The organism is Roseovarius sp. (assembly GCF_965228755.1).
In the GTDB taxonomy this organism is placed as follows: domain Bacteria; phylum Pseudomonadota; class Alphaproteobacteria; order Rhodobacterales; family Rhodobacteraceae; genus Roseovarius.
This window is the reverse complement of record NZ_CBDDIG010000008.1, coordinates 288,417-312,481: the sequence shown is the minus strand read 5'-3', so window position 1 is coordinate 312,481 and position 24,065 is coordinate 288,417. Positions and strand designations below refer to the sequence as shown.

Sequence of the window (24,065 nt, the reverse complement as noted above, 5' to 3'; positions counted from 1 at the left end):
CTCAGCCCAGCGAATGGGAGGTCAGCCCGAACATGCGCGCGCCGTCCAGCGGGCGGCGCTGGCGGCCCAGGTACATCTCGGTGACCGTGTCGTAGAGGCCCATGCCCACGGCAGACAGGAAGGCGCTGAACTTCTCGCTTTCCACCGGCGTGTCGAGGCGCACGAATTCGCCCTCGCTCCGCTTGATCAGCGGGGCGGCCAGCATCATCGCGATGTCCTCGGTCTCGGCGACAACGGGCCCCACGACCCAGCCGCGTCCGAATCGGCGGCGCAGCGCGAAGCCGCACAGGGCGCCGTCCCGCTCCACGACCATACCGTCGGAAAGGCGCAGCATCTCCCGCATGGCCCTGTCCCGCGCGGCCCCGTACGCCTGCGTATCCAGCGCCAGGATCCCGGCCGCATCGTCCGGCTCCATCCCGCGCACCGTCACGCCCGGCACCGCATCGGGCAACTGAACCCGCCGGGTCGTCCCCTGGTGTTGCCAGATCGTCGCCAGGGGCACGAAGCCCGCCTCCTTGTAAAGCCGATAGCCCTGGCGGGTGGCGCTGAGCCGCAGATCCATCTTCCGGCACTCGTTCATCACCCGCCGCAACAGCCAGCGGCCCGTGCCCATGGTCTGAAGCCGCGGCGCGGTGACCATCATGCCCAGCATGGCGAAATCCGGCTCCGCCCGGAAACACATCGCCGATCCCATGGCGCGGCCGATCTCGTCCACCGCCAGGTATCCCTCGCCCAGCGAAATGAACACGTCCAGGTCGCGCCAGCGATGCGGCCAGAAAACCCCAACCGTCAGTTCATGCAGCAGCGCCCGGTCAGCGAGGCTGATCCGGTGGGCGGTCGCGACGAACTTGTCCACGCGAAAGCTGTCGCCCGCCGTTTTGTCCGTGGGCAACGCGTCATTGTCGGGCTCGCCAAACTGTCTCACCATGTGCGCGCACATCCCTGTTCTTCCGCTGCGAAGGCACGTCAGCCCGGACCGCGCAGGGTCGGGTACAACTTCCTACACAGTATCGACCAATCGTCACGGTTTTTTCTGCGGTTTCTGGCCCGGATACCACAGCATATGCGCTTTGGTCTCCGCAAAGCTGCCGAAAGACACCCGTGTGGCCCCGGTTTTGCCGGATCGCGCCGCCGAACAGCCGCCGCCAACCATTGGCACTACGGCCGAAATTCTTCAGGAGGACGCGACGAGGTCACGCAGCCTTCGGCCAAGCGGTGCTCCGGGATCAGCCAGATCGAAGACGATCGAAAGGTGGTTCAGGCCCCGCTCGCTCCTGAGCTCGGTCGACTGCGCGTCTCGCTCAAGCAGGGCGTTCAGGGCGACGGCCTGGTGCTGGAACGGCAGGGTCTCTTCCCCACCGCGGGTGATGATCCGCAGCGAGCCGCGCCGATGCCCCGCCAGCAGGGGCGACCAGTCGCGCGCCTCTTCGTGGGTCATCTTCGCCTCGTCCTTCAGGAACGACCCCGGGATGCCGGACAGGTCGTAAATCCCGCTGACCAGCAGCATGCCACGCACCTCCGGCAGATCGACCGGCCCCGCGTCGCCCGGTGCCTCGGAGGCGAGGAGCGAGGCCAGATGCGCCCCGGCCGAATGGCCGCTCACGGTAAAGCGGGCCGGGTCGGCGCCGAGTTCGGGCGCCATCGCGACAAGGTGCCGCGCGGCACAACGGATCTGCGCGACGATCCCGGCCAGCCGGGTGCCGGGCATCAGGTCGTAGCCGACCAGCGCCGCGATCCCCCCGGCCCCGAGCACAGGCGCCGCAACGAGGGTATGCGCCTCCTTGCTGCCCGCACGCCAATAGCCGCCATGGATGAACATGTGCAGCGGCGCCCCGGGGGCCGGGTCCGGCGGAAAGACCAGGTCGAAGCTTTGCCGCGGCGTCTCGCCGTAACTCACGCTCCGCTCGACGCGCGCGGTCTCGGCGAAGGCGCGGCTGCGCGCCTCGGTCTCGGCCATGATCGCGTCGAAATCGGGGATGAAGTCCCGGTTGCGGTAGAGGTCGCGCTCCGCCATCTTCCATCCTTTCCCGCCGTCAGAACTCGACGGCGAAATACTTCGGCTCCATGAACTCGAGGATGCCGGTCACTCCGCCCTCGCGTCCCAGTCCGCTCTGTTTCGCGCCGCCGAACGGGGCTGCCGGGTCCGACATCAACCCGCGGTTGAGGCCGACCATCCCGGTCTCGATCCCGCGCCCGACGCGCATCGCCCGCATGATGTCCCGCGAATAGACATAGGCCGCAAGCCCGTACTCGGTGTCATTGGCCAGCCGGATCGCCTCTTCTTCCGTCTCGAAGCGGTAGACGGCGGCGACCGGGCCGAAGATCTCCTCATGCGCAAGCGCAGCGTCCGTCGGCACGTTCTCCAGAACCGTCGGCGGGTAGTAATAGCCGCTGCCGTCCACCGGCGCCCCGCCGGTGGTGGCCCGCGCCCCGCGCGATATGGCCTCCCTCACCAGCCGGTCGATCTTGTCCACCGCTCTCGTGGTGATCATCGGCCCGCACTGGGTTTCCGGGTCATACCCCGCGCCCAGTTTCAGCGCGGCCATGCGCCGTGTCAGCCCCTCGACGAAGGCGTCGTGGATACCCGCCTGAACGTAGAACCGGTTCGCCGCCGTACAGGCCTCGCCGCCGTTGCGCATCTTGGCCACCATCGCCCCGTCCAGCGCGGCGGACAGGTCGGCATCGTCGAAAACCACGTAGGGCGCGTTACCACCCAGTTCCATCGAACAGTTCACAACCGACTTCGCCGCCTCGGAAAGCAGGATGCGCCCGACGCCCGTGGAGCCTGTGAAGGACAGCTTCCGCACCCGCGGATCGGCCAGCATCGCCGCCGTCACCGGCCCCGGATCGGAGGTGGTCAGCACGTTCACGACACCCGGCGGCACACCGGCCTCCGCGCCGAGCCGCGCCATGGCATAGGCCGTCAGCGGGGTTTCCGAGGCGGGCTTGAGGATCACGGTGCAGCCCGCGGCCAGCGCCGGGCCGATCTTGCGCGTGGCCATCGCTGCCGGGAAGTTCCACGGCGTGACGAGGACGGCGATCCCGATCGGCTCGTGGTCGACCAGAATGTTGTGCGCACCCGATGGCGTGTGCCGGAATTCGCCGCCGATCCGCGTCGCCTCCTCGGCGTACCAGCGGAAGAACTCGGCGGCATAGGCGACCTCGCCGCGCGCATCGGCCAGCGCCTTGCCATTCTCGAGACTGATCAGCAGAGCCAGCTCCTCGGCGTGCTCGGTCATCAGCGTGAACCAGCGGCGCAGGATCTCGGAGCGCTGGCGCGGCGGGGTGCGGCGCCAGTCGGCCGCGGCGGCCTCGGCGGCATCCACCGCCCGCATCGCGTCCTCGATCCCGGCATCGGGCACCTCGGCAAGGGTGGTCCCGGTCGACGGGTCGATCACGGGGATGCCGCTTCCGGCCTCCCATTTGCCCCCGATATACAGTCCTTCGCTGTGCAGAGAGGGCTCTGCGTAGCCTGTGAACGCGGTGTCGAGTGTCATCCTGTAATCTCCCTCAATTGCTTTCGAGTTCGGCGAGCTCGCCGTGGAAGGCCGCGCCGACCAGCCGCCGCATTTCCTCTGGCGGCAGCGGGCGCGGGTTGTTCTGGATCAGCCGGGCGATGCCGCAGGACTGCTCGGCCACCCAGCCGAGCCTGTCTTCGGCCAGCCCGAGATCCCGGAGTGTGCGGGGAATGCCGATCCGTCCGAAGAGCGCCGAGATGGCCGGGATGACCTCCGCGCCAGACTGCAGGCCGATGGCCGTGGCGATCTGGTCCAGCTCCGGCCCGATTTCGGTGGCGTTCCAGGCCATGACGTAGGGAATCAGGCAGGCCACCCCCGCGCCGTGCGCGGTGTGGGTCAGGGCGCCGACCGGATACTGGATCGCGTGGGCGGCGGCCGTGCCGGCCACCCCGAAGGCGAGGCCCGCCATGGTCGCGCCCATCATGACCCTGGCCCGCGCCTCGGCGTTGCCGCCGTCCGTACAGGCCAGCTCGAGCCCCTCCCACAGCAGGCCGATGGCGGTCAGCGCGAAATGGTCCGAGGTCGCGTTCTTGCCGACGAAGACCCGCTCCTGTGCCAGCCCCGGCGTTGGTGCGCGGCGGATCGCGCTGAAGGCCTCGATTGCGTGGGTCAGCGCGTCCGCCCCGGCGATCGCGGTCAGCGTCGGCGGGCAGGTCAGCGTCAGGTCCGGATCGCAGATCGAGACGGTGGGGATGATGTGGGGCGAGGAAATACCGACCTTCAGCTGCCGGCCTGCATCCGACAGCACCGCCACCGGCGTCACCTCCGAGCCCGTGCCCGCCGTGGTCGGCACCGCGATCAGCGGCATGACCGGGCCGGGCACCATGAACTCTCCATAATAGTCCTGCGGCTTGCCGCCATGGCTCAGCAGCACCGCCACGCATTTCGCCATGTCGAGGCAGGAGCCGCCGCCGACCCCGACCACCACGTCGGGCGCGAAGTCCCGCGCCGCCTCGGTGCTGGCCACGGCAGACTCCACGGGCACGTCCGGCAAGGTCGAGCCATCCACCCGAACCGACAGCCCCGCCGCCTCGACCTGCGCGACCATGGCCCGGAAATCGGCGTCCCCGGCAAGCCGTTCGTCGGTCACCACCAGCGCCCGCTTGCCGAGTTTCGCCGCGACCTTGCCGAGGGTATCGCGCTGGCCGCTGCCGAAAATCAATTCTCGCGGGGCTCTGAGTGTGCCGAATAGGGTCATTTCGTCTCCTGTCATGGGGTCTCAGCCCTCGGCGAGGGCCTTCAGTTCGTCGTGCAGCGCGTCGGGCAGATCGATGCCGTCGCGGAGCGCTCGCGCCCGCCGGGCCCGCATCCCGTCGCCGGGTACGGCCACTGGCCGCGCAGGGTCCGCAGGCCGCGAGGCGCGCAACCGGTCGAGGTAGGCCGCCAGGCCGGCGGCGCTGCCCTCCCCCGATGCCGGGTCGATCAGGATGAGGACGTCGCCCTTGTTCGCCACCTCGGTCGCGTCGAGCGTGCCACCCACCTCCGGCGCGAAGGCCGAACCGGCCAGCGCGGCGACAAGCAGCTCCACCCCGAGACCGAGGCCATAGCCCTTCGCCTCTCCGAAAGGAGCGATGGCCCCGGACTTCGCCGCCTCTGGATCGGTGGTCCTCCGCCCCCCGGCATCGACCGCCCATTCCTCGGGGATCGGAGTGCCGGTCAGCGCGTGGTGGTGAATCTTGCCCATCGAGACCTGGCTGGTGGCGAGGTCGAGGATGTAGGGCTCGGTCCCGGTCGGGATGCTGATCGCGATCGGGTTCGTCCCCAGCATCGCATCGGTCCCGCCGAATGGATGGACCAATGCCTCGCTGGTGGTCAGCACGATGCCGATCAGGTTCCGCGCGGCGGCGGCCTCGGCGTAATAGGCCAGCATCCCCATGTGATTGGCGTTCCGGATCGCGGCCAGGGCGATTCCCTGGGTGAAGACCGCACTGGCAAGGCACTCCATCGCCTGCATCATGACGACCGGGCCGAGGCCCCTGGCCCCGTCCACCGTGAAGACGGCCGGCCGGGTTTCACGGGCCACGCCGGAAGCGACCGGATCGGCAAGGCCGGCCCGCAGCCGCGCGACGAGTCGCGGCAGCCGCTGCACACCGTGGGAGGGCAGGCCCCGCAGCTCAGCCTCGATCAGCAGGTCCGCCTGAAGATGCGCGTTGGCCGGGGTAACACCCTGCGCAAGAAGGGCATTTTCCGCCATTTTGCGTATTTTTCCCGCCGGCACCAGCAAGCACAATCTCCTAAATCAGATCGTATATGATATTGTATTTGACATACGACATCCTATCAGTGTTAAGTTCGGGCTTGTCAAGAATGCTGAACTGGGAGGAACGCATGGCAGTCACGACGGATCGCGACCAGAAAGGCGCGTTCGTGCGACCTTCGAGCATTGCCGAAAGCGTTCACGAACGAATCTACGAGCGCATCATGTCGCTGGAGATTCCCCCCGGGGCGCGAATCCCCATCGACGGGTTGGCGCGAGAGTTGAACGTGTCGCAAACTCCCGTACGGGAAGCCCTCACCCGGCTCGAGCGCGAGGGCCTGGTGCGGAAGGCGCACCTGATCGGCTACTCCGCCTCGCCCCAGCTCACGCACAAGGAGTTCGACGATCTCTACAAGTTCCGGCTGATGCTGGAACCCGAGAGCGCCCGCCAGGCCTGCCTCAAGCTGACGCCAACCACGCTCGCACGTCTCGAGGCGGCCGCGGCCGACATGGAGAAGGGCGAGCCCCCGGTGGACCGCAACAGCCGGTATTCCCGCTTCGCCCGGGCAGACGCGCATTTCCATGACGAGATCCTGCGCATCGCCGACAACAACTTCGTGCGGCAGGCGCTCAACGACCGGCACATTCACCTGCACATCTTCCGCCTGATGTTCCACAGCCGCGTCACGCAGGAGGCGCTGGAAGAACACGAACGACTGCTCGCCGCCTTCCGCGCGGGGGACGCAGACGGGGCATACGCGGCCATGCACGATCACATAGAGCGGTCCCGGGACCGGCTGGCAGCGGCCTTTGAATGAGTCTGACAATGTCCGATAACGCTGACGTTCGGACAGCATCCGGACCGCCGGTCCTTCACGCCGGGGCCCTGTCGAAGGCCTATGGCCCGATCACCGTGCTCAGCGACGTGACGCTCGACATCCGCGCAGGCGAAGTCCACGCGATCATCGGCGAGAACGGGGCCGGGAAGTCGACGCTGATGAAGCTTCTATCCGGCCACGCCGAACCGACCGGCGGCACGATGGCAATGGAGGGCACGGATGTCACGTTCGCCAACGCCGTCCAGGCCGAGGATGCGGGAATCGTTCTGGTACACCAGGAGATCCTGCTCGCACCCGATCTCACCGTGGCCCAGAACCTCTTCCTCGGTCGAGAGCTGTCACGCTTCTTCGCCGTCGACGACAGGCAGATGAACCGGCGCACCGCCGAGGTGCTGGCGCGGGTCGGTTCGACGGCGCGCCCCAAGACCGTCGTGCGCGACCTGCCCCTGGCACAGCGCCAGCTCGTCCAGATTGCCCGCGCGCTGCTCGACGACCGCAAGGTCATCATCCTCGACGAGCCGACCGCGATGCTCGCCAACGACGAGGTCGACGCGCTGCTCGGCATCGTCCGCAACCTGCGCGCACAGGGCGTGGCCGTCCTGTACATCTCGCACAGGCTGGAAGAAGTCGAGGCGCTGGCCGACCGCGTCACCGTGCTGCGCGATGGCAAGATGATCGGCACCTGGCCGGCCGAGGATCTCGATCAGCGCCAGATGGCCGAACTCATGGTGGGCCGCGAACTCTCGATGCTCTATCCCCCGAAACGCGAGGCCCCGACGACCCGGGCGGCGCTTTCCGTCGAGGAGCTCAGCGTCGACCATGGCAAGATCACCGGTTCCTTCGACGTCAGGCCCGGCGAGGTGCTGGGCATCGGCGGCATGATCGGCGCCGGCCGCACCGAACTGATCGAGGGCCTGATGGGCCTGCGCCCCGCACAGGCCCGCGCGATCCGGGTCAATGGCCAACCTGTCACGAAGCCCGATGTGCAAACCCTGATGGCGGCGGGCGTCGTCTACCTGACGGAAGACCGCAAGGGAAAGGGCCTGCTGCTGAACGAGGGGCTGGGGCCGAACCTGATCCTCCAGGCGCTCGACATGATCAATCCGGGGCTGCGCCTCGACCGGAAGAAGGAGGCCGGCGCCGTCAGGGACGCCGTGACGGAATACGACATCCGCGTCCGGTCCCTGTCGGTCGAGGCCGGGCAGCTTTCGGGCGGCAACCAGCAGAAGCTGCTGCTTGCGAAAGTGATGCAGGCTGATCCAACGGTCGTCATCATCGACGAGCCGACGCGCGGCATCGACATCGGCAACAAGAGCCAGATCTACCGCTTCATCGACGATCTCGTCCGGGCCGGGAAGGCCTGTGTCGTGATCTCGTCCGAACTGCCTGAACTCGTCGGCCTGTCCGACCGCGTGCTGGTGATGCGCGGCGGGCGCTTCGTGGCCGAGCTGACAGGCGAAGACATCACCGAGCAGAACGTCGTCTACGCCGCCGCAAGCAGCGGCCACGACACCGAGGGGAGGAAACGCGCATGAGCAGTGCCGAGATCGGAACGCTTCCGGAGAACGAGGGCTTCAAGATCCGCTGGGGCGACCTCGCCCCGTTCATTGCCCTGGGCGTGATCATCCTGCTGGGCACGATGATCAACTCCAACTTCATGTCGGCAAACAACATGCTGAACGTGATCACGCGCAGCGCGTTCATCGCGATCATCGGCGTCGGCGCCACCTTCGTCATCGCGACCGGCGGGCTGGACCTGTTGATCGGCTCAATGCTGGCCTTCGTCGTGGGCATCATGGTCATGGCGATGAACGCGCTGGTGCCCGCGCTCGGACCCTGGGCAATCCCGGTGGGCGCACTCGTGGCCTTGGTCGTGGGGTCCCTCTGCGGGTTGATGAACGGGTTGATCGTCACCGTTGGGCGAATAGAGCCCTTCATCGTGACCCTGGGCACGATGGGCATCTTCCGGGCGCTTATTACCTACATGACCGATGGCGGCTCACTCTCGATCGACCGCAGCCTGCGCAGCGCCTACCGTCCGGTCTATTTCGGCGAATTTCTCGGCGTGCCCTACCCTGTCATCATTACGCTGATCATATCGCTTCTCGGCGCCTTCATCCTCTACCGGACGAAGTACGGCCGCCGGGTCACCGCCGTCGGTTCCAACGCCGACGTCGCCCGCTTCTCGGGCGTGCATGTCGGCCGGGTGCGGACCATGGCCTTCGTGATCCAGGGCTTCTGCGTCGCGGTCGCCGCGATCTGCTACGTGCCGCGTCTCGGCGCCGCGACACCCACCACGGGCCAGCTCTGGGAGCTGCAGGTCATCACCGCCGTCGTCATCGGCGGCACACTCCTGCGCGGCGGCAAGGCCCATATCTGGGGCACCGTCGCCGGCGCACTCATTCTCGAGGTCATCGCCAACGTCATGGTCCTGTCGGACATGGTGTCGGAATACCTCGTGGCCGCGGTCCAGGGGGCGTTCATCATCATCGCCATGCTGGCTCACCGCTTCACAAGCTCCCGCTGAACGGGCCGGGGCGAAACTTACCCAACGGAGGAGGGAACAATGAAACTGAGGACGAAAGGTGCGGCACTCTTGTCAGCCGCGGTGTTTGCGGGGGCGCTGACCGGCGCAGCCGCGCAGGCCCAGGACAAGGAATTCACCATCGCGGTCTCGATCCCGGCCGCGACCCACGGCTGGACCGGCGGCGTGGTCTACCACGCCGAGGAGGCGGAGAAGCAGCTCGAAGCCGCCTATCCCAACATCGACGTGATCGTGTCGACGGCCTCCTCGGCCACGGCGCAGGTGTCCTCGCTCGAGGACCTTTCGGCCACCAACGAGCTCGACGCGCTGGTGATCCTGCCCTTTACCTCCGAAGAGCTGACCGGCCCGGTGGAACAGGTCGCCTCGAACGGCACCTTCATCACCGTCGTGGACCGCGGGCTCGCCGACCCGTCGATTCAGGATCTCTACGTCGCCGGTGACAACATCGCCGTCGGTGCGAACACCGCCAAGTGGCTCGTCGAGAAACTGGGCGGCGAAGGCGAGATCGTCGTGCTGCGCGGCATCCCGACCGTGATCGACGATGAGCGCATCAAGGGCTTCCAGGACGTCATCGACCAGTCCGACATCAAGATCCTCGACATCCAGTACGCCAACTGGAACCAGGACGAGGCGTTCACCCTGATGCAGGACTACCTCGGCAAGTACCCCCGGATCGACGCGGTCTGGGCGAACGACGACGACATGCTGCTCGGGGTGATCGAGGCCGTCGACCAGGCGGGCCGTGACGACGTGAAATACATGCTCGGCGGCAACGGCATGAAGCAGGTGATCGAGATGGTGAAGGCCGGCGACGAACGTACGCCGATCTCGACCCCCTACCCGCCGTCGATGATCGCCTCGGCGATGTACATGACCGCGGCACAGTTCGCGGGCCAGGCGCCGATGCGCGGCTCGTTCAAGCTCGACGCGCCGCTGATCACCCCCGAGAACGCGGACCAGTTCTATTTCCCGGACTCCCCGTTCTGATCATCCCGAACACCGTCCGGCCCGATTGGGGCCGGGCGGATACACCCAAGACGCCAGGAGGCACAGATGAGCGGCAAGAAAATCCTCATGCTCACCGGTGAGTTCACCGAAGAATACGAGATCTACGTCTACCAGCAGGGCATGGAGGCCGTCGGCCACACGGTCCACGTGGTCTGCCCCGACAAGAAGGCAGGCGACATGATCGCCACCTCGCTGCACGATTTCGAGGGCCACCAGACCTATACCGAAAAGCCCGGCCACAACGCCGAGATCAACAAGACCTTTTCCGAGGCCGAAGCCGAGCTCGACAGCTACGACGCGGTCTATGCGGCCGGCGGTCGCGGCCCGGAATACATCCGCACCGATCCGCGCATCCAGGCGATGGTCAAGCACTTCCACGACGCCGGGAAGCCGATCTTCACCATCTGCCACGGCGTTCAGATCCTGATGGCGGTGCCGGGGGTTCTCAAGGGCAAGACCGTCGCCGGGCTCGGCGCCTGTGCGCCCGAGGTCACGGCTGTCGGCGGAACCTATTACGATGCCGATCCCAAGGAGGCCTATGTCGACGGCACCATGGTCTCTGCCAAAGGCTGGACCGCGCTGGCCGCTTTCATGCGGGAATGCCTGAAGGTACTCGGCACGGAAATCCGCCACACCTGAAACGACCCATCCTTACCGAGACGGAGGCCGCAGCAAGCGGCCTCCGTTTTTTTATGGCTCGCCGTTGAAAGACGCAGGGCCATGTCACCCCGCGAAGAGGGCACGGCGCAGAAGGTTGAGGCCCGCCAGCAGCAAAAGGATCAGGGTCAGCCGGCGAAAGGCGGCCTGGTCGATCCGGTCGTTGATGGCAAAGCCCGCTCAGATGCCCAGCAGCGCCGGCGGCACCAGCAGAGCGGAGACCTTGAACGTCTCGGCATTGAGCACGCCCGAGGCCATGTGCGCCCCCATCAGCACCACGGCGCCCGCGCCATAGATCACGCCCTGCACCCGCAGATGCTCGGATTTCTCGGTGTCGAGCGCGGTCAGCAGCGCCACGGTGGGCGGTCCCCAGACACCCGAGATGCCGCCGAAGAACCCCGCCACCGCGCCGGCACCGTACTCCACCCGCGCCCCCGGCGGGCTGGGCAGGCGCAGCGGGCGGCCGGCCAGGGTGAGCCCGGCATACAGCGTCATCGGCACGCCGATCACCAGGAACAGCAGGCCGCTGGGGATCGAGGTGACAAGCTGGGCCGCGCAGACCATCAGCACGAACCCTGCCAGCAGGAACCGCCGGAAGCGGCGGACCGAGGCCCAGGCCGCCCCCGCCCCCTGCCGCAGCGCCTGCCAGAGATTGGTGACCAGCGTCGGCAGGATCAGCCAGCCCAGCGCTACGTCGGGCGGCACCATCATGCTGAGCCCGGAAATCAGGATCATCGGCATGGCGAACCCCACCAGCCCCTTGACGAGGCCGGCCAGCAGGGCCACCGCGCAAGCGATAACCACCAGTTCAGGCGTTAATGCGTCCATCGGCCCCTCCTAGCACTTTCCCGGCCAGGCGCACGGGCTAATTCAGGTTTGCGGCCGCGGGGCGTGCTGCACCTGCGGCATGAAGGCGCAAGATTAGAACAAAACCAGCGAGTATTCGGCATAATAGTTGCGCTGCACCTGCAAAGTGGCTAGGACGGGGCGACTTCGAGAAGGGGAACTGATTCATGGCTCATGACGGACAGGACAGCGTCACCGCGGACCCGGTCGTGCTGGACGATCTTCTGACCCTCACCGGCGCCGCCGTGGCGCCCGCCGAAACCGTGCTGGAAGCCGCGAAGGAGGCCGTGCGCGCCATGGTCGTGGTCGATGGCCGCGTCTCGTCGCGCGCCGTCGAGGCGCACCAGAGCGCGGCGCACGGGCTGGCATGGCTGGCGACCTACGTCGAAGCGCTGCGGCAGATGCAGAAATGGGCCGAGGGGCTGACGCAGGCCGGCAAGTTCGGCGAGGTCGAGCAGCTCATCCACCAGATCGCCTTCGGCGAGTACCTTCACCAGATCGCCGGCGGCATCGCCATGAACCAGGGCGAAGTCGTGCGCCTGCAGGAGATGGGCCTTGGCTGGGATGCACTCTCGGGCTTCCAGTGCAGCGAAGTGCAGACCCTGATGGCCAGCGGTAACAGCCAGGCCGCGCGCACCCGGCTCGTCGAGCTGATGCAGGAGCGCAGCGCCGAGATCACGGTGGGCGCCACCGGCCTCGATGAAGAGCTGGAGATGATCCGCGAACAGTTCCGCCGCTTCGCGCTCGACAAGGTGGAACCCCATGCCCACGACTGGCACCTCAAGGACGAACTCATCCCGATGGAGATCATCGAGGAGCTGGCCGAGATGGGTGTCTTCGGCCTGACCATTCCCGAGAACCTCGGCGGGCTGGGCCTGTCTAAGGCGTCGATGGTGGTGGTCTCGGAAGAGCTGTCGCGCGGGTATATCGGTGTGGGCTCGCTCGGCACCCGGTCGGAGATCGCGGCTGAGCTGATCCTGGCCGGCGGTACGGACGCGCAGAAGGAACACTGGCTGCCGAAGATCGCGAGCGGGGAAATCCTGCCCACCGCCGTCTTCACCGAGCCCAACACCGGCTCGGACCTCGGCAGCCTGCGCACCCGCGCGGTGAAGGACGAGAACGGCGATTACAGCGTGACCGGCAACAAGACCTGGATCACCCACGCCGCGCGCACCCACGTGATGACCCTTCTGGCGCGGACCGATCCGTCGACGACCGACTACAAGGGCCTGTCGATGTTCCTGGCCGAGAAGACGCCGGGCACCGACGAAGACCCCTTCCCCACCGAGGGCATGACCGGCGGCGAGATCGAGGTGCTGGGCTATCGCGGCATGAAGGAATACGAGCTTGGCTTCGACAACTTCAAGGTCAAGGGCGAGAACCTTCTGGGCGGCGAAGAGGGCAAGGGCTTCAAGCAGCTCATGGAAACCTTCGAGAGCGCCCGCATCCAGACCGCCGCCCGCGCCATCGGCGTGGCGCAGTCGGCGCTCGACATCGCCATGCGCTATGCCATCGACCGCAAGCAGTTCGGCAAGTCGCTGATCGAGTTTCCACGCGTGTCGGGCAAGCTGGCGATGATGGCGGTCGAGATCATGATCGCCCGGCAACTGACCTATTACAGCGCGTGGGAGAAGGATAACGGCCACCGCTGCGACCTCGAGGCCGGGATGGCCAAGCTGCTGGGTGCCCGGGTGGCGTGGGCGGCGGCCGATAACGGGCTGCAGATCCATGGCGGCAACGGCTTCGCGCTGGAATATGCGATCAGCCGGGTGCTGTGCGATGCGCGGATCCTGAACATCTTCGAGGGTGCCGCCGAGATCCAGGCGCAGGTGATCGCGCGACGGCTACTGGGGTAACCCGGCTCAGTCGAGCATCGCCGCATGGCGGGCGGCCTCATCGGCACGGCCCGCAGCTTCCAGCAGTACGATCAGGTCGCGGCGCAGATCGTCGGCCTCGGGCACGAGGTCGAGCGCGCGGGTCAGGTGCCCGATGGCGGCCTCGGTCTCTCCGGCATCGGCGGCGATCCGGCCAAGCAGCGCCATCGCCCGCCACGACACCGGGCGCAGGGCCAGCGCCTGTTCCGCCGCCGCCCGGGCACCCTCGATATCGCCGCTGTCATAGAGCATCCCGGCAAGGTTCACATGGCCGCTTGCAACGCCGGGGTCCGCTTCCAGCCGATCCTGTTGCAGGCGGATGGCGCGTCCCTGCTGACCGGTCTTGAAAAAGGCCGAGGCGGCGAGGTTGACGCTGGTGTGATTGACCGGGTCGAGCGACAGGGTGTGCTCGGCGATGCGGGCTGCCTCGACGAAACGGTTCTGGGTCACGTAAGCACGTAACAGGTGCATCCACGGCTCATGCGCGGCAATCGGGTTTTCGGCCAGCAAATCACGCAACGCGTTTGCCGCGTATCCCGCCAGATAGCCCGTGTGCTGCAGGACGGCTCCGATCTTCAATGCCAGCGCCTCCTCCTCGGGCACGGCCGCATCGGGATCGGCAAGGTAGACCTCCAGCACCTGCGCCGGCAGCTTCTCGATCGGGTCCAGCAGCCCGGTACCAGGGCGCCGCACGATGCGGTGATCGGTCATCCAGACCTCGATCACATCCTGCGTACGCCGCTCGGGCATGTGGCAGGTGGTGCAATCCTCCGTCGCGGTAATGTCGGGGTGCGGCCCCTCCGCCAGCACCATTTCGGGCAGGCCGTCGGCATCGGTTTCGTGGCAGCTCAGGCAGGCCTTTCTGTAATGCGCCGCCCGCTCCTCGGGTTTGATCTTCACATGCGGGTCGTGGCAGGTCAGGCAGCCCAGTGCACCCTCGCTGGCGGTGAAACACGTGCTCTGCTCCATCCGGTAGGGGTGGTGGTTGATGTCGAACCGTTCCCCCTGTTCGCGGTGCCCGTCGACGATGTCGAGTTGCAGGATGAAATCCCTCAGGTCCTGCCCCGGACGGAAGGAGTAATGCCCCCGGCCCAGCCGCAGCGGACCGTTCACCGCCACGGTGGGCTGCATGTGACAGCCGTAGCAGATCGAGTAGAGCCGATCGCGGTCAAGCTCGCCCGGCTGGACGATGGCGGCCCGCAGCGTTTCGATATCGGTATCGCCGGTCAGGGCATGACGCACATGCTCTGCCCCCGGTCCGTGACAGCGCTGACAGCCGATCCCCTCGGGCAGGTCCGCGGGATAGAGCGAGGCCATCCCTTCGCGCCCGCTGCCCTCCGGATAATCGGCATGGGCATTGTGGCAGCCCATGCAACGCGGGCTGACCTCGCGCAGGACACCGCCGTGATCGGCGAACTCGTATCCCGGCGCCATGGCCCATTTGCGGTCCTGCGAATACCATGCCAGCGGCAACTGGTGCAGGGCGCCGTCGGGCGTCTGGTACAGGTAGACCCGGGAATGGTTGCCCGACCCCAGAACCCAGTCGACGGCGACCGAGAACCGGTCGATCTCCGTCCCGTCCGGGGCAATCCGGTGACGGTGGAACCAGTAGGTGCCGTCGCGCCATTCCATCCTGTAATGCCGGTTCGATGGGGCGTGGAAATAGGTGCCGGGGTCGAAATCCTCGATCACCTTGTCCGCGGCGGGGCGGTAGAAACTGCGGGCCATGCCCATCTCGGCAAAGCTGTCTGCCTTGTCGGCGTGGCACTCCGCGCAGGTGGCGTCGGGCACGTAGCCGGGCGCGTCGCCATGGCTGACATCCACCCCGAAATCGGCCAGGATCGCGGCCGTGTCCGACAGGCCCTCCGCCGCGGTGGATAGCGGCGCACAAAACAGCGCCAGCAACGCGGCCGCCGGATAGGATAAGGTCCTGAACATGCTGGAAAGAGCCTAGCAGCGGGCCCATGACCCGGCAAGCGGGGTCAGGCACCGGCTGGCGGGTCGATCCCCTTCTCGCGCAGCTCCTCCAGCACCTCCTCCGACTTGCGCAACCCCTCGTGCCCCGAGGCGTCGAGCACCTCGCGAGACTTGAGGAACTGGATATCCGGGTAGGCCACCACCTCCACCCGGTTGCCCCACGGATCGAGAAAATCGAACCGCTTGTCGGAAACGAATGTGATACCCGCCTCCTCCATCCGGGCACGCAGCCCCTCTCGGTCATCCACCACGAGGCCGAAATGGCGCAGGTTGTCGGTGGTGATCTCCTCCACCTCCATCAGCGCCAGGAACTGGTCCCCCATGTCGAGAAAGGCCGCCCCTTCGCCGCGTCCGCGCAGCTCGAACGCGAACCATTGGCCGTAGAACGCGAGCGCCGCCTCGATATCGCCCACTTCGAGGGCCACATGGTTGATGCCGACGAGTTTCGGACGGGTGTCAGGCATGTCGGAATCTCCGTTCAGTGAGGCTCAAACATAGGGCGGCGGTCCTGCCTGTCCACTGTCGCGTCAGGGTGTCAGCAGCCGCCGGTAAAGCGTGTCGAGATAGGCGCTGGCGCCGTCATGCACATCCCGGCCTTCCATCAGAACCTGCAATTGCGCGTCGAAATCGGCATAATGCTGCGTCGTCGCCCAGATCGAGAAGATCAGATGCCGCGGGTCGACCGGCGCGATCCGGCCCTCGGCCACCCAACCGTCGATCATCGCGGCGGAGTCTTCCAGCAACGGCTTCAGCACAGTCTCCAGATCGGGGCCCATGCGCGGGGCGCCGTGGATGATCTCGTTGGCGAAAAGCCGGCTTTCGCGCGGATACTCGCGGCTCATCTCGAGCTTGCGATGCACGTATTGAAGCAACTCCTCCAGCGGGTCGCCATCAGGGTCGATCTCGCGCAGCGGGTCAAGCCACGTATCCATCAGCGCATTCAGCAGCGTGACGTGAATCTCCTCCTTGCCCGAGAAGTAGTACAGGATGTTCGGCTTCGACAGCCCGGCCTCCGCCGCGATCTGGTCAAGCGTCGCTCCGCGGAATCCATGTTGCGAGAACACCTCCAGCGCCGCGTCGAGAATGCGCTTGCGGTTCCGGCGCTGAATCCGGCTCGGTTTGGGGGTCGCCGCCGGCGAGCTGTCCTGCATCAGGGCTCCTTTCGTCCTCTGCCTGAATCTCTAGCATCATTGGCTTGCCGCTGGCCAGATCGGCCGGGCGCCGCACTCACGCCTTGACAGGGCAAGCCTCCTCCGCAATCGTAACTTGACCAAATGGTAAAAAAGCCATGACCGCAAGAGCCCGCCGCCGAATTTGCGCATCCGGCGCGACTCGGGCACCTTGGAGCGGTCAATAGCAAGGGGGATGATGCCATGGCGGCACCGGGCGAAAACCTGAAGATCAACGGCGACCGGCTCTGGGACAGCCTGATGGAGATGGCCAAAATCGGCCCCGGCGTGGCGGGCGGCAACAACCGCCAGACCCTGACCGACGAAGATGCCGAGGGGCGCGCCCTGTTCCAGAAATGGTGCGAGGCGGCGGGCTGTTCCATGGGGCTCGACCAGATGGGCAACATGTTCGCCCGGCGCGAGGGGACCGACCCCGACGCGCTGCCGGTCTACGTGGGCTCTCACCTCGACACCCAGCCGACGGGCGGCAAGTATGACGGCGTGCTGGGCGTGCTGGCCGGGCTGGAACTGGTCCGCACCCTGAACGACCTCAACATCAAGACGAAACACCCGATCGTAGTGACCAACTGGACCAACGAGGAAGGCACCCGCTTTGCCCCCGCCATGCTGTCCTCGGGCGTCTTCGCGGGCATGCACACGCAGGAGTTTGCCTACGAGCGCAAGGATGCCGAGGGCAAGAGCTTCGGCGACGAGCTGGAACGGATCGGCTGGAAGGGCGAGGAAAAGGTCGGCGACCGCAAGATGCACGCCTTCTTCGAGCTGCATATCGAACAGGGCCCGATCCTCGAGGCCGAGGAGAAGGATATCGGCGTCGTCACCCACGGGCAGGGCCTGTCGTGGACGCAGGTGACGATCACCGGCAAGGATGCCCATACCGGCTCGACCCCGATGCCGATGCGCAAGAACGCCGGGCTGGCGATGGCCCGCGTGCTGGAACTGGTCGAGGAGATCGCCCTGTCGCACGCGCCCGACGCGGTTGGCGCGGCGGGCCATATCGACATCTACCCCAACTCGCGCAACGTGATCCCCGGCAAGGCGGTCTTCACCGTCGATTTCCGCTCGCCCCAGCTTGACGTGATCGAGGACATGGTGGCCCGGATGAAAGAGGGCGCCAAGAAAATCTGCGCCGACATGGGCTGCGAGGTGGAGTTCGAGAAGGCCGGCGGGTTCGACCCGGTGGAATTCGACGAGGGCTGCGTCACCGCCATCCGCAACGCGGCCGAACGGCTGGGTTATTCCCACCGCAACCTCGTCTCGGGCGCCGGGCACGACGCCTGCTGGATCAACCGCGTGGCCCCCACCGCCATGGTGATGTGCCCCTGCGTCGACGGGCTGTCGCATAACGAGGCCGAGGAGATTTCCAAGGAATGGGCCACGGCGGGGACGGACGTGCTGATGCATGCCGTGGTCGAGACGGCGGAGATCGTGGAGTGAGCTTGCCCCACGCTCTCCCCGTCCCGGGCTTGACCCGGGACCTCTGGGCAGGCCTGAAGCAAGGCCCCGGATCAGGTCCGGGGCGGGATTCACGTTTCGCTAACCTTGGCGCAGCAAGGTCGGGGCGTGCCACATTTCGTCTATATCATGGCCTCGCGCCCCGCCGGTGCGCTCTATACCGGCCGGACGCACGATCTGCGAAACCGGGTGGTCGCGCATCAGGCCGGGCTCTCGGAGCATACAGCGAAATACAACATCAGAAAGCTGGTCTGGTTCGAGGAACACGAGGTTTTCGAAACGTCCCTTCGCCGCGAAAGATCGATCAAACGGTGGCGGCGCGACTGGAAACTTGCACTGGTCACCGAGCACAATCCGAACTGGCAAGACTTAACATACCTGATCCCGTCCTGAGCCGCCGCAAGGTCCCGGCTCAAGGCCGGGACGGGTGACGACAGGAGGACCCCCTATGACCACCAAAGTCATCAAGAACGGCACCGTCTGCACGGCAGACCGGACGTGGAAGGCCGACGTCCTGATCGAGGGTGAGACGATCAAGCAGATCGGCGAGGACCTCTCGGGCGACGAGTATATCGACGCCGAGGGCGCCTATGTCATCCCCGGCGGCATCGACCCGCATACGCATCTGGAAATGCCCTTCATGGGCACCACCGCCGCCGAGACCTTCGAGACGGGCACCTGGGCCGCGGCCTGTGGCGGGACCACCATGCTGGTGGATTTCTGCCTGCCGGGCGCCGACGGCTCGCTCAAGAACGCGATCAACGAGTGGCACCGCAAGTCGGGGCCGCAAATTTGCTCCGACATCGGCTACCACATCGCCGTGACCGGATGGAACGAGACCATCTTCAACGAGATGAAGGACGCCGTGGAGATGGGCGTCAACTCGTTCAAGCACTTCATGGCCTACAAGGGCGCGCTGATGATCGAGGATGACGAGATGTTCGCCTCGTTCAAGCGCTGCCGCGAGCTGGGCGCGCTGCCGATGGTGCATGCCGAGAACGGCGATATCGTCGCCGACCTGCAGCAGCAGATGCTGGAACAGGGCATCACCGGGCCCGAAGGCCACGCCTATTCGCGCCCCCCGGAAGTGGAGGGCGAGGCCGCCAACCGCGCGATCATGATCGCCGATGCCGCGGGTGTGCCGCTCTATATCGTGCACGTGAGCTGCGAGCAGGCGCATGAAGCCATCCGCCGTGCCCGGCAGAAGGGGATGCGGGTCTATGGCGAGCCGCTGATCCAGTTCCTGACACTGGACGAGAGCGAGTATTTCAACAAGGACTGGGATCACGCCGCCCGCCGCGTCATGTCGCCCCCGTTCCGTGACAAGGAGAACCAGGACGGGCTGTGGAACGGGCTTTCCGCCGGGTCGCTTCAGGTCGTGGCCACCGACCACGCCGCCTTTTCGACCGAGCAGAAGCGGATGGGCGTGAACGACTTCACCAAGATCCCCAACGGCTCGAACGGGCTGGAGGAACGGCTTTCGGTGCTCTGGACCAAGGGCGTGGAAACCGGGCGCCTGACGCCGCAGGAATTCGTGGCGGTGACCTCGACCAACGTCGCCAAGATCCTCAACATCTACCCCAAGAAGGGGGCGATCGTGGAAGGGGCCGATGCCGATATCGTGGTCTGGGATCCGAAGATTTCCAAGACGATCTCGGCGGCCAACCATCATTCGATCCTCGATTACAACGTCTTCGAGGGGTTCGAGGTCACGGCCAACGCCCGCTACACCATCTCGCGCGGCGAGGTGATCTGGGCCTGGGGCCAAAACTCGCAGCCGCAGCCCGGCCGCGGCCGTTTCGTGCCCCGCCCGGCCTTCCCCTCGGCGCATGCCGCGCTGTCGAAGTGGAAGGAGTTGACGGCGCCGAAACAGATCCACCGGGACCCGATGAACATTCCGGCGGGTATCTGAGACGAACCGGCCGTTCCCGCCAACAGGCGGGCACAGCCCATTGACAACACCGGGCCAGCATGGGCGCAATCTGCGCGGTGCAAGCGGGGGAAGACACTTGACGGGAAATTCGGTCATCAGCGCGAACGACCTCTCGCTGACCTTCGAAACGAATGACGGGCCGGTTCACGCGCTCAAGGATGTGACGCTGGACGTCCGGAAGGGCGATTTCGTGTCCTTCATCGGGCCCTCGGGCTGCGGCAAGACCACCTTCCTGCGATGCATGGCCGATCTCGAGCATCCCACCGGCGGCACCATCACCGTCAACGGCGTGAGCGCCGCCGAGGCGCGGATGGCGCGGGCCTATGGCTATGTCTTCCAGGCGGCGGGGCTCTACCCGTGGCGCACCATCGGCGGCAATATCCGCCTGCCGCTCGAGATCATGGGCTACGGCAAATCCGAGCAGGACCGGCGCGTGAAGGACGTGCTGGAACTGGTCGACCTCGCGGGGTTCGAGAAGAAATACCCCTGGCAATTGTCGGGCGGGATGCAGCAGCGCGCCTCGATCGCGCGTGCCCTGGCCTTCGATGCCGACATCCTGCTGATGGATGAGCCCTTCGGCGCGCTGGACGAGATCGTGCGCGACCACCTCAACGAACAGCTTCTGCAGCTCTGGGCCCGAACGGAAAAGACGATCTGCTTCGTCACCCACTCGATCCCCGAAGCGGTCTATCTTTCCACGCGCATCGTCGTCATGTCGCCCCGGCCGGGCCGGATCAGCGACGTGATCGAAAGCCCGCTGCCGAAAGAACGCCCGCTCGACATTCGCGACACACCGGAATTCCTCGAAGTCGCCCATCGCGTCCGCGAGGGGCTGCGCGCGGGGCACAGCTATGATGTGTAGCGCCCGCTCCTCCATTCGCGGCAGTGCCCCCGCCCCTGTGACAGGGCGGAGGACTTTCACCTTTCGCGGTCATCGGCTCTCCAGCCTGTACCGCTTTGTCAGAAAAGCACCCAATCCTTTCATCTTTCTAAAAATACTCAAAATCCGCGCTCTCGGCAGGCGGAGCAATTCGAGTATTTGTGGAAAGATGAAACACCGGGCGGAGGCAACCTGATGCGGAATGCCGTGCCCGTCCTGACCGTGGTCGCCGTGATCTTCGCCCTGTGGTACGGGGCGGCGGTCGTGCTGAACGCGCCATGGGCCTATGACAAGGCCAAGCGCGCCGACGTGACGCTGGGATTCTCGGAACTCGTGGTCGACACCTGGAGCCAGGACAAGCCCAAGCTGCCCGCGCCGCACCAGGTGGCGGTGGAAATCTGGAACACCACCGGCGAAATGATCAAGGACGGCCGCGCCTTCTCCAAGCGGTCGCTGATCTATCATGCCTGGGTCACCTTCTCCTCGACCATGCTGGGGTTCCTGCTGGGCACCGGCCTCGGCATCGCTCTGGCGGTGGGGATCGTCTACAACCGGACGATGGACATGAGCGTCATGCCCTGGGTCATCGCCAGCCAGACCATCCCGATCCTCGCCATCGCACCGATGATCATCGTGGTGCTGAACGCCATTGGCATCTCGGGGCTGCTGCCCAAGGCGATGATCTCGATGTATCTCAGCTTCTTCCCCGTCGTGGTCGGCATGGTGAAGGGCCTGCGCAGCCCCGGGCCGATGCAGCTTGACCAGATGCGCACGTGGAACGCCTCGTCGTCGCAAACCTTCTGGAAGCTGCGCCTGCCCTCGTCGATGCCCTACCTGTTCACCTCGCTCAAGATCGCCATGGCAGCGAGCCTCGTCGGCGCCATCGTGGGCGAGCTGCCCACCGGCGCGGTGGCCGGCCTCGGCGCGCGGCTGCTGACCGGCAGCTATTACGGCCAGACCATCCAGATCTGGAGCGCGCTGATCATGGCGGCGACGCTGGCGGCCGTGCTGGTGGGGCTGATCGGGCTGATGCAGCGGTTCACGCTCAAACGGATGGGGATGGCTGAATGATGTGGGTGATCGCAGGTCTCGCCGCGTGGGCACTGGGGTGGTGGCTCAACCACGTGCTGTCGCACCGGCCGCGCACCCGCTTCACCCGGCTGGCGGTGCCGGTGATCTTCGGGGTGACCGTGATCGTGGTCTGGGAATGCATCGTGCGGGGGTTCGACATCCCGACCGTGCTGCTGCCCGCGCCGACGCAGATCGCCGCGCGTTTCGCCGCCTCCACCGGCATTCTGTGGCAGGATTTCGTGCAGACCGCCATCAAGGGCGCGCTGACCGGCTATATCCTGGGCTGTGGCGCCGCCGTGCTGCTGGCCATCGCCATCGACCGCTCGCCCTTCCTCAAGCGCGGCCTGCTGCCGGTGGGCAATTTCGTGGCCGCCCTGCCCATCGTCGGCACCGCGCCGATCCTGGTGATGTGGTTCGGCTTCGACTGGCAGTCGAAAGCGGCGGTCGTCGTGGTCATGGTGTTCTTCCCGATGCTGGTGAACACCGTGCAGGGCCTGCAGGACACCGACGCGATGCAGCGGGACCTGATGCGCACCTATGCCGCAAGCTACTGGCAGACGCTGTTCAAGCTGCGCCTGCCCGCCGCCATGCCGTTCATCTTCAACGGGCTCAAGATCGCCACCACGCTGGCGCTGATCGGGGCCATCGTGGCCGAGTTCTTCGGCTCGCCGATCAAGGGCATGGGCTTTCGCATCTCGACCTCGGTCGGGCAGCTCTCGATGGATCTCGTCTGGGCCGAGATCGTGGTCGCCGCTCTGGCGGGCTCGGGCTTCTACGGCGGGGTTGCGCTGATCGAGAAGGCAATGACATTCTGGCACCCATCACAAAGGGGCCGGGCATAACCGGAAACCACAACAAGGGAGACGACAACAATGAAGAAACTTGCCACCACAATCGGCCTCGCGGCCGCGGGGCTTGTCGCCGGGATGGCGCAGGCCGCCGACGAGGTCACGATCCAGCTCAAATGGGTCACCCAGGCCCAGTTCGCGGGCTATTACGTGGCCCAGGACCAGGGCTTCTATGAAGAGGAAGACCTCGATGTCACGATCAAGCCGGGCGGCCCCGATATCGCCCCCGCGCAGGTGATCGCCGGCGGCGGTGCCGACGTGATCGTCGACTGGATGCCCTCGGCGCTGGCCAGCCGCGAGAAGGGGCTCGACCTCGTCAACATTGCCCAGCCGTTCAAGAGCTCGGGCATGATGCTGACCTGCCGCAAGGATACCGGCGTCGAAGGCCCGGAAGACTTCAAGGGCAAGACGCTGGGCGTCTGGTTCTTCGGCAACGAATACCCGTTCCTGAGCTGGATGAGCCAGCTCGGCATTCCCACCGAGGGCGGCGATGACGGGGTGACCGTGCTCAAGCAGGGCTTCAACGTCGACCCGCTGCTTCAGGGCCAGGCGGCGTGCATCTCGACCATGACCTATAACGAGTACTGGCAGGTCATCGACGCGGGCCTCACCCCCGAGGAGCTGGTCGTCTTCAAGTACGAGGACCAGGGTGTCGCCACGCTGGAAGACGGGCTCTACGTGCTGGGCGAGAACCTCGAGGATCCGGAATTCGCCGACAAGATGGTGCGCTTCGTCCGCGCCTCGATGAAGGGCTGGAAATGGGCCGAGGAGAACCCCGACGAGGCGGCAATGATCGTGCTCGACAACGATGCCACCGGCGCCCAGACCGAAGAACACCAGAAGCGGATGATGGAAGAGGTCGCCAAGCTGACCGCCGGCTCTAACGGTGCGCTCGATCCGGCCGATTTCGAGCGGACCGTCGAATCGCTGCTGTCGGGCGGCTCGGCTCCGGTGATCACCGAGCACCCGGGCGATGACGCCTGGACCCACGCCATCACCGACGAGGCGCTCAACTAAAGCGTGATTCCGCCATGACCATGACGGGCCCTGGCCGGAAACGGCTCAGGGCCCGTTTTTTGTGCGGCGCCGGCCCGTCACATTCCCGCCACAATGGCACGGATTGCGACACGCGCCATCAACTACACCATATGTTGTGTCGCAGCACTCTCACAGCCGCCTAACTCTTTTAAATGACGGCTTTATTCGAATTCTGCCTTGTGTTACCAATTG

21 protein-coding genes and 1 pseudogene are annotated in these 24,065 nt (G+C 66.1%); 13 read left to right on the top strand and 9 right to left on the bottom strand.

Going from position 1 to position 24,065, the window contains the following annotated elements:
• Position 1: 1 nt before the first annotated feature.
• The 5 genes from ACO07J_RS15325 to ACO07J_RS15305 form a co-directional block, all read right to left on the bottom strand.
• Positions 2–928 carry a GNAT family N-acetyltransferase gene (locus ACO07J_RS15325; protein ID WP_422030499.1) on the bottom strand — a complete coding sequence of 309 codons (927 nt, stop codon included), beginning with the start codon at positions 926–928 and terminating at the stop codon, positions 2–4.
• Between the two features lie 246 nt (positions 929–1,174).
• Positions 1,175–2,014, bottom strand: coding sequence for an alpha/beta hydrolase (locus ACO07J_RS15320; protein WP_422030497.1), 840 nt, complete (start codon positions 2,012–2,014; stop codon positions 1,175–1,177).
• A 19-nt stretch (positions 2,015–2,033) separates the two neighbouring features.
• Positions 2,034–3,497: an NAD-dependent succinate-semialdehyde dehydrogenase gene (locus ACO07J_RS15315; protein ID WP_422030495.1), complete on the bottom strand. Its 1,464-nt coding sequence runs from the start codon at positions 3,495–3,497 to the stop codon at positions 2,034–2,036.
• Between the two features lie 13 nt (positions 3,498–3,510).
• A complete protein-coding gene (locus ACO07J_RS15310; RefSeq protein ID WP_422030493.1) occupies positions 3,511–4,716 on the bottom strand; it encodes an iron-containing alcohol dehydrogenase in 1,206 nt (401 codons plus the stop codon).
• A gap of 21 nt (positions 4,717–4,737) precedes the next feature.
• Positions 4,738–5,736, bottom strand: a complete 999-nt coding sequence (locus ACO07J_RS15305) for an Ldh family oxidoreductase (RefSeq protein ID WP_422030899.1) — start codon at positions 5,734–5,736, stop codon at positions 4,738–4,740.
• A gap of 110 nt (positions 5,737–5,846) precedes the next feature.
• Here ACO07J_RS15305 and ACO07J_RS15300 point away from each other — a divergent pair, with 110 nt between their 5' ends.
• From ACO07J_RS15300 to ACO07J_RS15280, 5 genes are all read left to right on the top strand, one after another.
• Positions 5,847–6,533, top strand: coding sequence for a GntR family transcriptional regulator (locus tag ACO07J_RS15300; protein WP_422030491.1), 687 nt, complete (start codon positions 5,847–5,849; stop codon positions 6,531–6,533).
• A gap of 8 nt (positions 6,534–6,541) precedes the next feature.
• The gene (locus ACO07J_RS15295; protein WP_422030489.1) at positions 6,542–8,089 is read left to right on the top strand and encodes a sugar ABC transporter ATP-binding protein; all 1,548 of its coding nucleotides are present in this window, start codon (positions 6,542–6,544) and stop codon (positions 8,087–8,089) included.
• Positions 8,086–9,081, top strand: coding sequence for an ABC transporter permease (locus ACO07J_RS15290; RefSeq protein WP_422030487.1), 996 nt, complete (start codon positions 8,086–8,088; stop codon positions 9,079–9,081). Before ACO07J_RS15295 ends, ACO07J_RS15290 begins: the two co-directional genes overlap by 4 nt.
• Before the next feature lie 39 nt (positions 9,082–9,120).
• A complete protein-coding gene (locus ACO07J_RS15285) occupies positions 9,121–10,086 on the top strand; it encodes a substrate-binding domain-containing protein (RefSeq protein WP_422030485.1) in 966 nt (321 codons plus the stop codon).
• Positions 10,087–10,152: 66 nt separating this feature from the next.
• On the top strand, positions 10,153–10,746 hold the full coding sequence (locus tag ACO07J_RS15280; RefSeq protein ID WP_422030483.1) for a DJ-1/PfpI family protein: 594 nt from the start codon (positions 10,153–10,155) through the stop codon (positions 10,744–10,746).
• A gap of 84 nt (positions 10,747–10,830) precedes the next feature.
• Here the strand turns inward: ACO07J_RS15280 and ACO07J_RS15275 are convergent.
• Positions 10,831–11,592 (bottom strand): annotated as a pseudogene (locus tag ACO07J_RS15275) (sulfite exporter TauE/SafE family protein).
• Between the two features lie 185 nt (positions 11,593–11,777).
• Here ACO07J_RS15275 and ACO07J_RS15270 point away from each other — a divergent pair.
• Positions 11,778–13,466 carry an acyl-CoA dehydrogenase family protein gene (locus ACO07J_RS15270; RefSeq protein WP_422030481.1) on the top strand — a complete coding sequence of 563 codons (1,689 nt, stop codon included), beginning with the start codon at positions 11,778–11,780 and terminating at the stop codon, positions 13,464–13,466.
• 6 nt (positions 13,467–13,472) lie between these two features.
• Here the strand turns inward: ACO07J_RS15270 and ACO07J_RS15265 are convergent, their stop codons facing one another.
• From ACO07J_RS15265 to ACO07J_RS15255, 3 genes are all read right to left on the bottom strand, one after another.
• A complete protein-coding gene (locus ACO07J_RS15265) occupies positions 13,473–15,422 on the bottom strand; it encodes a tetratricopeptide repeat protein (RefSeq protein ID WP_422030479.1) in 1,950 nt (649 codons plus the stop codon).
• Between the two features lie 44 nt (positions 15,423–15,466).
• Positions 15,467–15,925, bottom strand: a complete 459-nt coding sequence (locus ACO07J_RS15260) for a VOC family protein (RefSeq protein WP_422030477.1) — start codon at positions 15,923–15,925, stop codon at positions 15,467–15,469.
• Between the two features lie 63 nt (positions 15,926–15,988).
• Positions 15,989–16,612, bottom strand: a complete 624-nt coding sequence (locus ACO07J_RS15255) for a TetR family transcriptional regulator C-terminal domain-containing protein (protein WP_422030475.1) — start codon at positions 16,610–16,612, stop codon at positions 15,989–15,991.
• 222 nt (positions 16,613–16,834) lie between these two features.
• Between ACO07J_RS15255 and ACO07J_RS15250 the strand changes: the two genes are divergently transcribed.
• From ACO07J_RS15250 to ACO07J_RS15220, 7 genes are all read left to right on the top strand, one after another.
• Positions 16,835–18,085 carry a Zn-dependent hydrolase gene (locus tag ACO07J_RS15250; RefSeq protein WP_422030473.1) on the top strand — a complete coding sequence of 417 codons (1,251 nt, stop codon included), beginning with the start codon at positions 16,835–16,837 and terminating at the stop codon, positions 18,083–18,085.
• A gap of 126 nt (positions 18,086–18,211) precedes the next feature.
• The gene (locus tag ACO07J_RS15245; RefSeq protein ID WP_422030471.1) at positions 18,212–18,496 is read left to right on the top strand and encodes a GIY-YIG nuclease family protein; all 285 of its coding nucleotides are present in this window, start codon (positions 18,212–18,214) and stop codon (positions 18,494–18,496) included.
• Between the two features lie 55 nt (positions 18,497–18,551).
• Positions 18,552–20,015, top strand: coding sequence for a dihydropyrimidinase (gene hydA / locus ACO07J_RS15240; protein WP_300893754.1), 1,464 nt, complete (start codon positions 18,552–18,554; stop codon positions 20,013–20,015).
• Positions 20,016–20,112: 97 nt separating this feature from the next.
• Positions 20,113–20,898, top strand: coding sequence for an ABC transporter ATP-binding protein (locus ACO07J_RS15235; RefSeq protein WP_422030468.1), 786 nt, complete (start codon positions 20,113–20,115; stop codon positions 20,896–20,898).
• Positions 20,899–21,111: 213 nt separating this feature from the next.
• Positions 21,112–21,987 carry an ABC transporter permease gene (locus tag ACO07J_RS15230; protein ID WP_422030466.1) on the top strand — a complete coding sequence of 292 codons (876 nt, stop codon included), beginning with the start codon at positions 21,112–21,114 and terminating at the stop codon, positions 21,985–21,987.
• Positions 21,984–22,829: an ABC transporter permease gene (locus tag ACO07J_RS15225; RefSeq protein ID WP_422030464.1), complete on the top strand. Its 846-nt coding sequence runs from the start codon at positions 21,984–21,986 to the stop codon at positions 22,827–22,829. The genes ACO07J_RS15230 and ACO07J_RS15225 overlap by 4 nt, the downstream gene beginning before the upstream one ends.
• A gap of 30 nt (positions 22,830–22,859) precedes the next feature.
• Positions 22,860–23,852 (top strand): ABC transporter substrate-binding protein, encoded by a 993-nt coding sequence (locus ACO07J_RS15220; RefSeq protein ID WP_422030462.1) that lies wholly within the window; start codon positions 22,860–22,862, stop codon positions 23,850–23,852.
• The last annotated feature ends 213 nt before the right edge of the window (positions 23,853–24,065 follow it).

Bases quoted from the DNA above. Each gene is read 5' to 3' on its own strand.
- ACO07J_RS15230 (WP_422030466.1), top strand. From the start codon at position 21,112: ATGCGGAATGCCGTGCCCGTCCTGACCGTGGTCGCCGTGATCTTCGCC.
- ACO07J_RS15295 (WP_422030489.1), top strand. From the start codon at position 6,542: ATGTCCGATAACGCTGACGTTCGGACAGCATCCGGACCGCCGGTCCTT.
- ACO07J_RS15320 (WP_422030497.1), bottom strand. From the start codon at position 2,014: ATGGCGGAGCGCGACCTCTACCGCAACCGGGACTTCATCCCCGATTTC.
- ACO07J_RS15255 (WP_422030475.1), bottom strand. From the start codon at position 16,612: ATGCAGGACAGCTCGCCGGCGGCGACCCCCAAACCGAGCCGGATTCAG.
- ACO07J_RS15285 (WP_422030485.1), top strand. From the start codon at position 9,121: ATGAAACTGAGGACGAAAGGTGCGGCACTCTTGTCAGCCGCGGTGTTT.
- ACO07J_RS15220 (WP_422030462.1), top strand. From the start codon at position 22,860: ATGAAGAAACTTGCCACCACAATCGGCCTCGCGGCCGCGGGGCTTGTC.
- ACO07J_RS15260 (WP_422030477.1), bottom strand. From the start codon at position 15,925: ATGCCTGACACCCGTCCGAAACTCGTCGGCATCAACCATGTGGCCCTC.
- ACO07J_RS15300 (WP_422030491.1), top strand. From the start codon at position 5,847: ATGGCAGTCACGACGGATCGCGACCAGAAAGGCGCGTTCGTGCGACCT.
- hydA (WP_300893754.1), top strand. From the start codon at position 18,552: ATGACCACCAAAGTCATCAAGAACGGCACCGTCTGCACGGCAGACCGG.
- ACO07J_RS15280 (WP_422030483.1), top strand. From the start codon at position 10,153: ATGAGCGGCAAGAAAATCCTCATGCTCACCGGTGAGTTCACCGAAGAA.
- ACO07J_RS15250 (WP_422030473.1), top strand. From the start codon at position 16,835: ATGGCGGCACCGGGCGAAAACCTGAAGATCAACGGCGACCGGCTCTGG.
- ACO07J_RS15315 (WP_422030495.1), bottom strand. From the start codon at position 3,497: ATGACACTCGACACCGCGTTCACAGGCTACGCAGAGCCCTCTCTGCAC.
- ACO07J_RS15270 (WP_422030481.1), top strand. From the start codon at position 11,778: ATGGCTCATGACGGACAGGACAGCGTCACCGCGGACCCGGTCGTGCTG.
- ACO07J_RS15265 (WP_422030479.1), bottom strand. From the start codon at position 15,422: ATGTTCAGGACCTTATCCTATCCGGCGGCCGCGTTGCTGGCGCTGTTT.
- ACO07J_RS15290 (WP_422030487.1), top strand. From the start codon at position 8,086: ATGAGCAGTGCCGAGATCGGAACGCTTCCGGAGAACGAGGGCTTCAAG.
- ACO07J_RS15325 (WP_422030499.1), bottom strand. From the start codon at position 928: ATGGTGAGACAGTTTGGCGAGCCCGACAATGACGCGTTGCCCACGGAC.
- ACO07J_RS15225 (WP_422030464.1), top strand. From the start codon at position 21,984: ATGATGTGGGTGATCGCAGGTCTCGCCGCGTGGGCACTGGGGTGGTGG.
- ACO07J_RS15310 (WP_422030493.1), bottom strand. From the start codon at position 4,716: ATGACCCTATTCGGCACACTCAGAGCCCCGCGAGAATTGATTTTCGGC.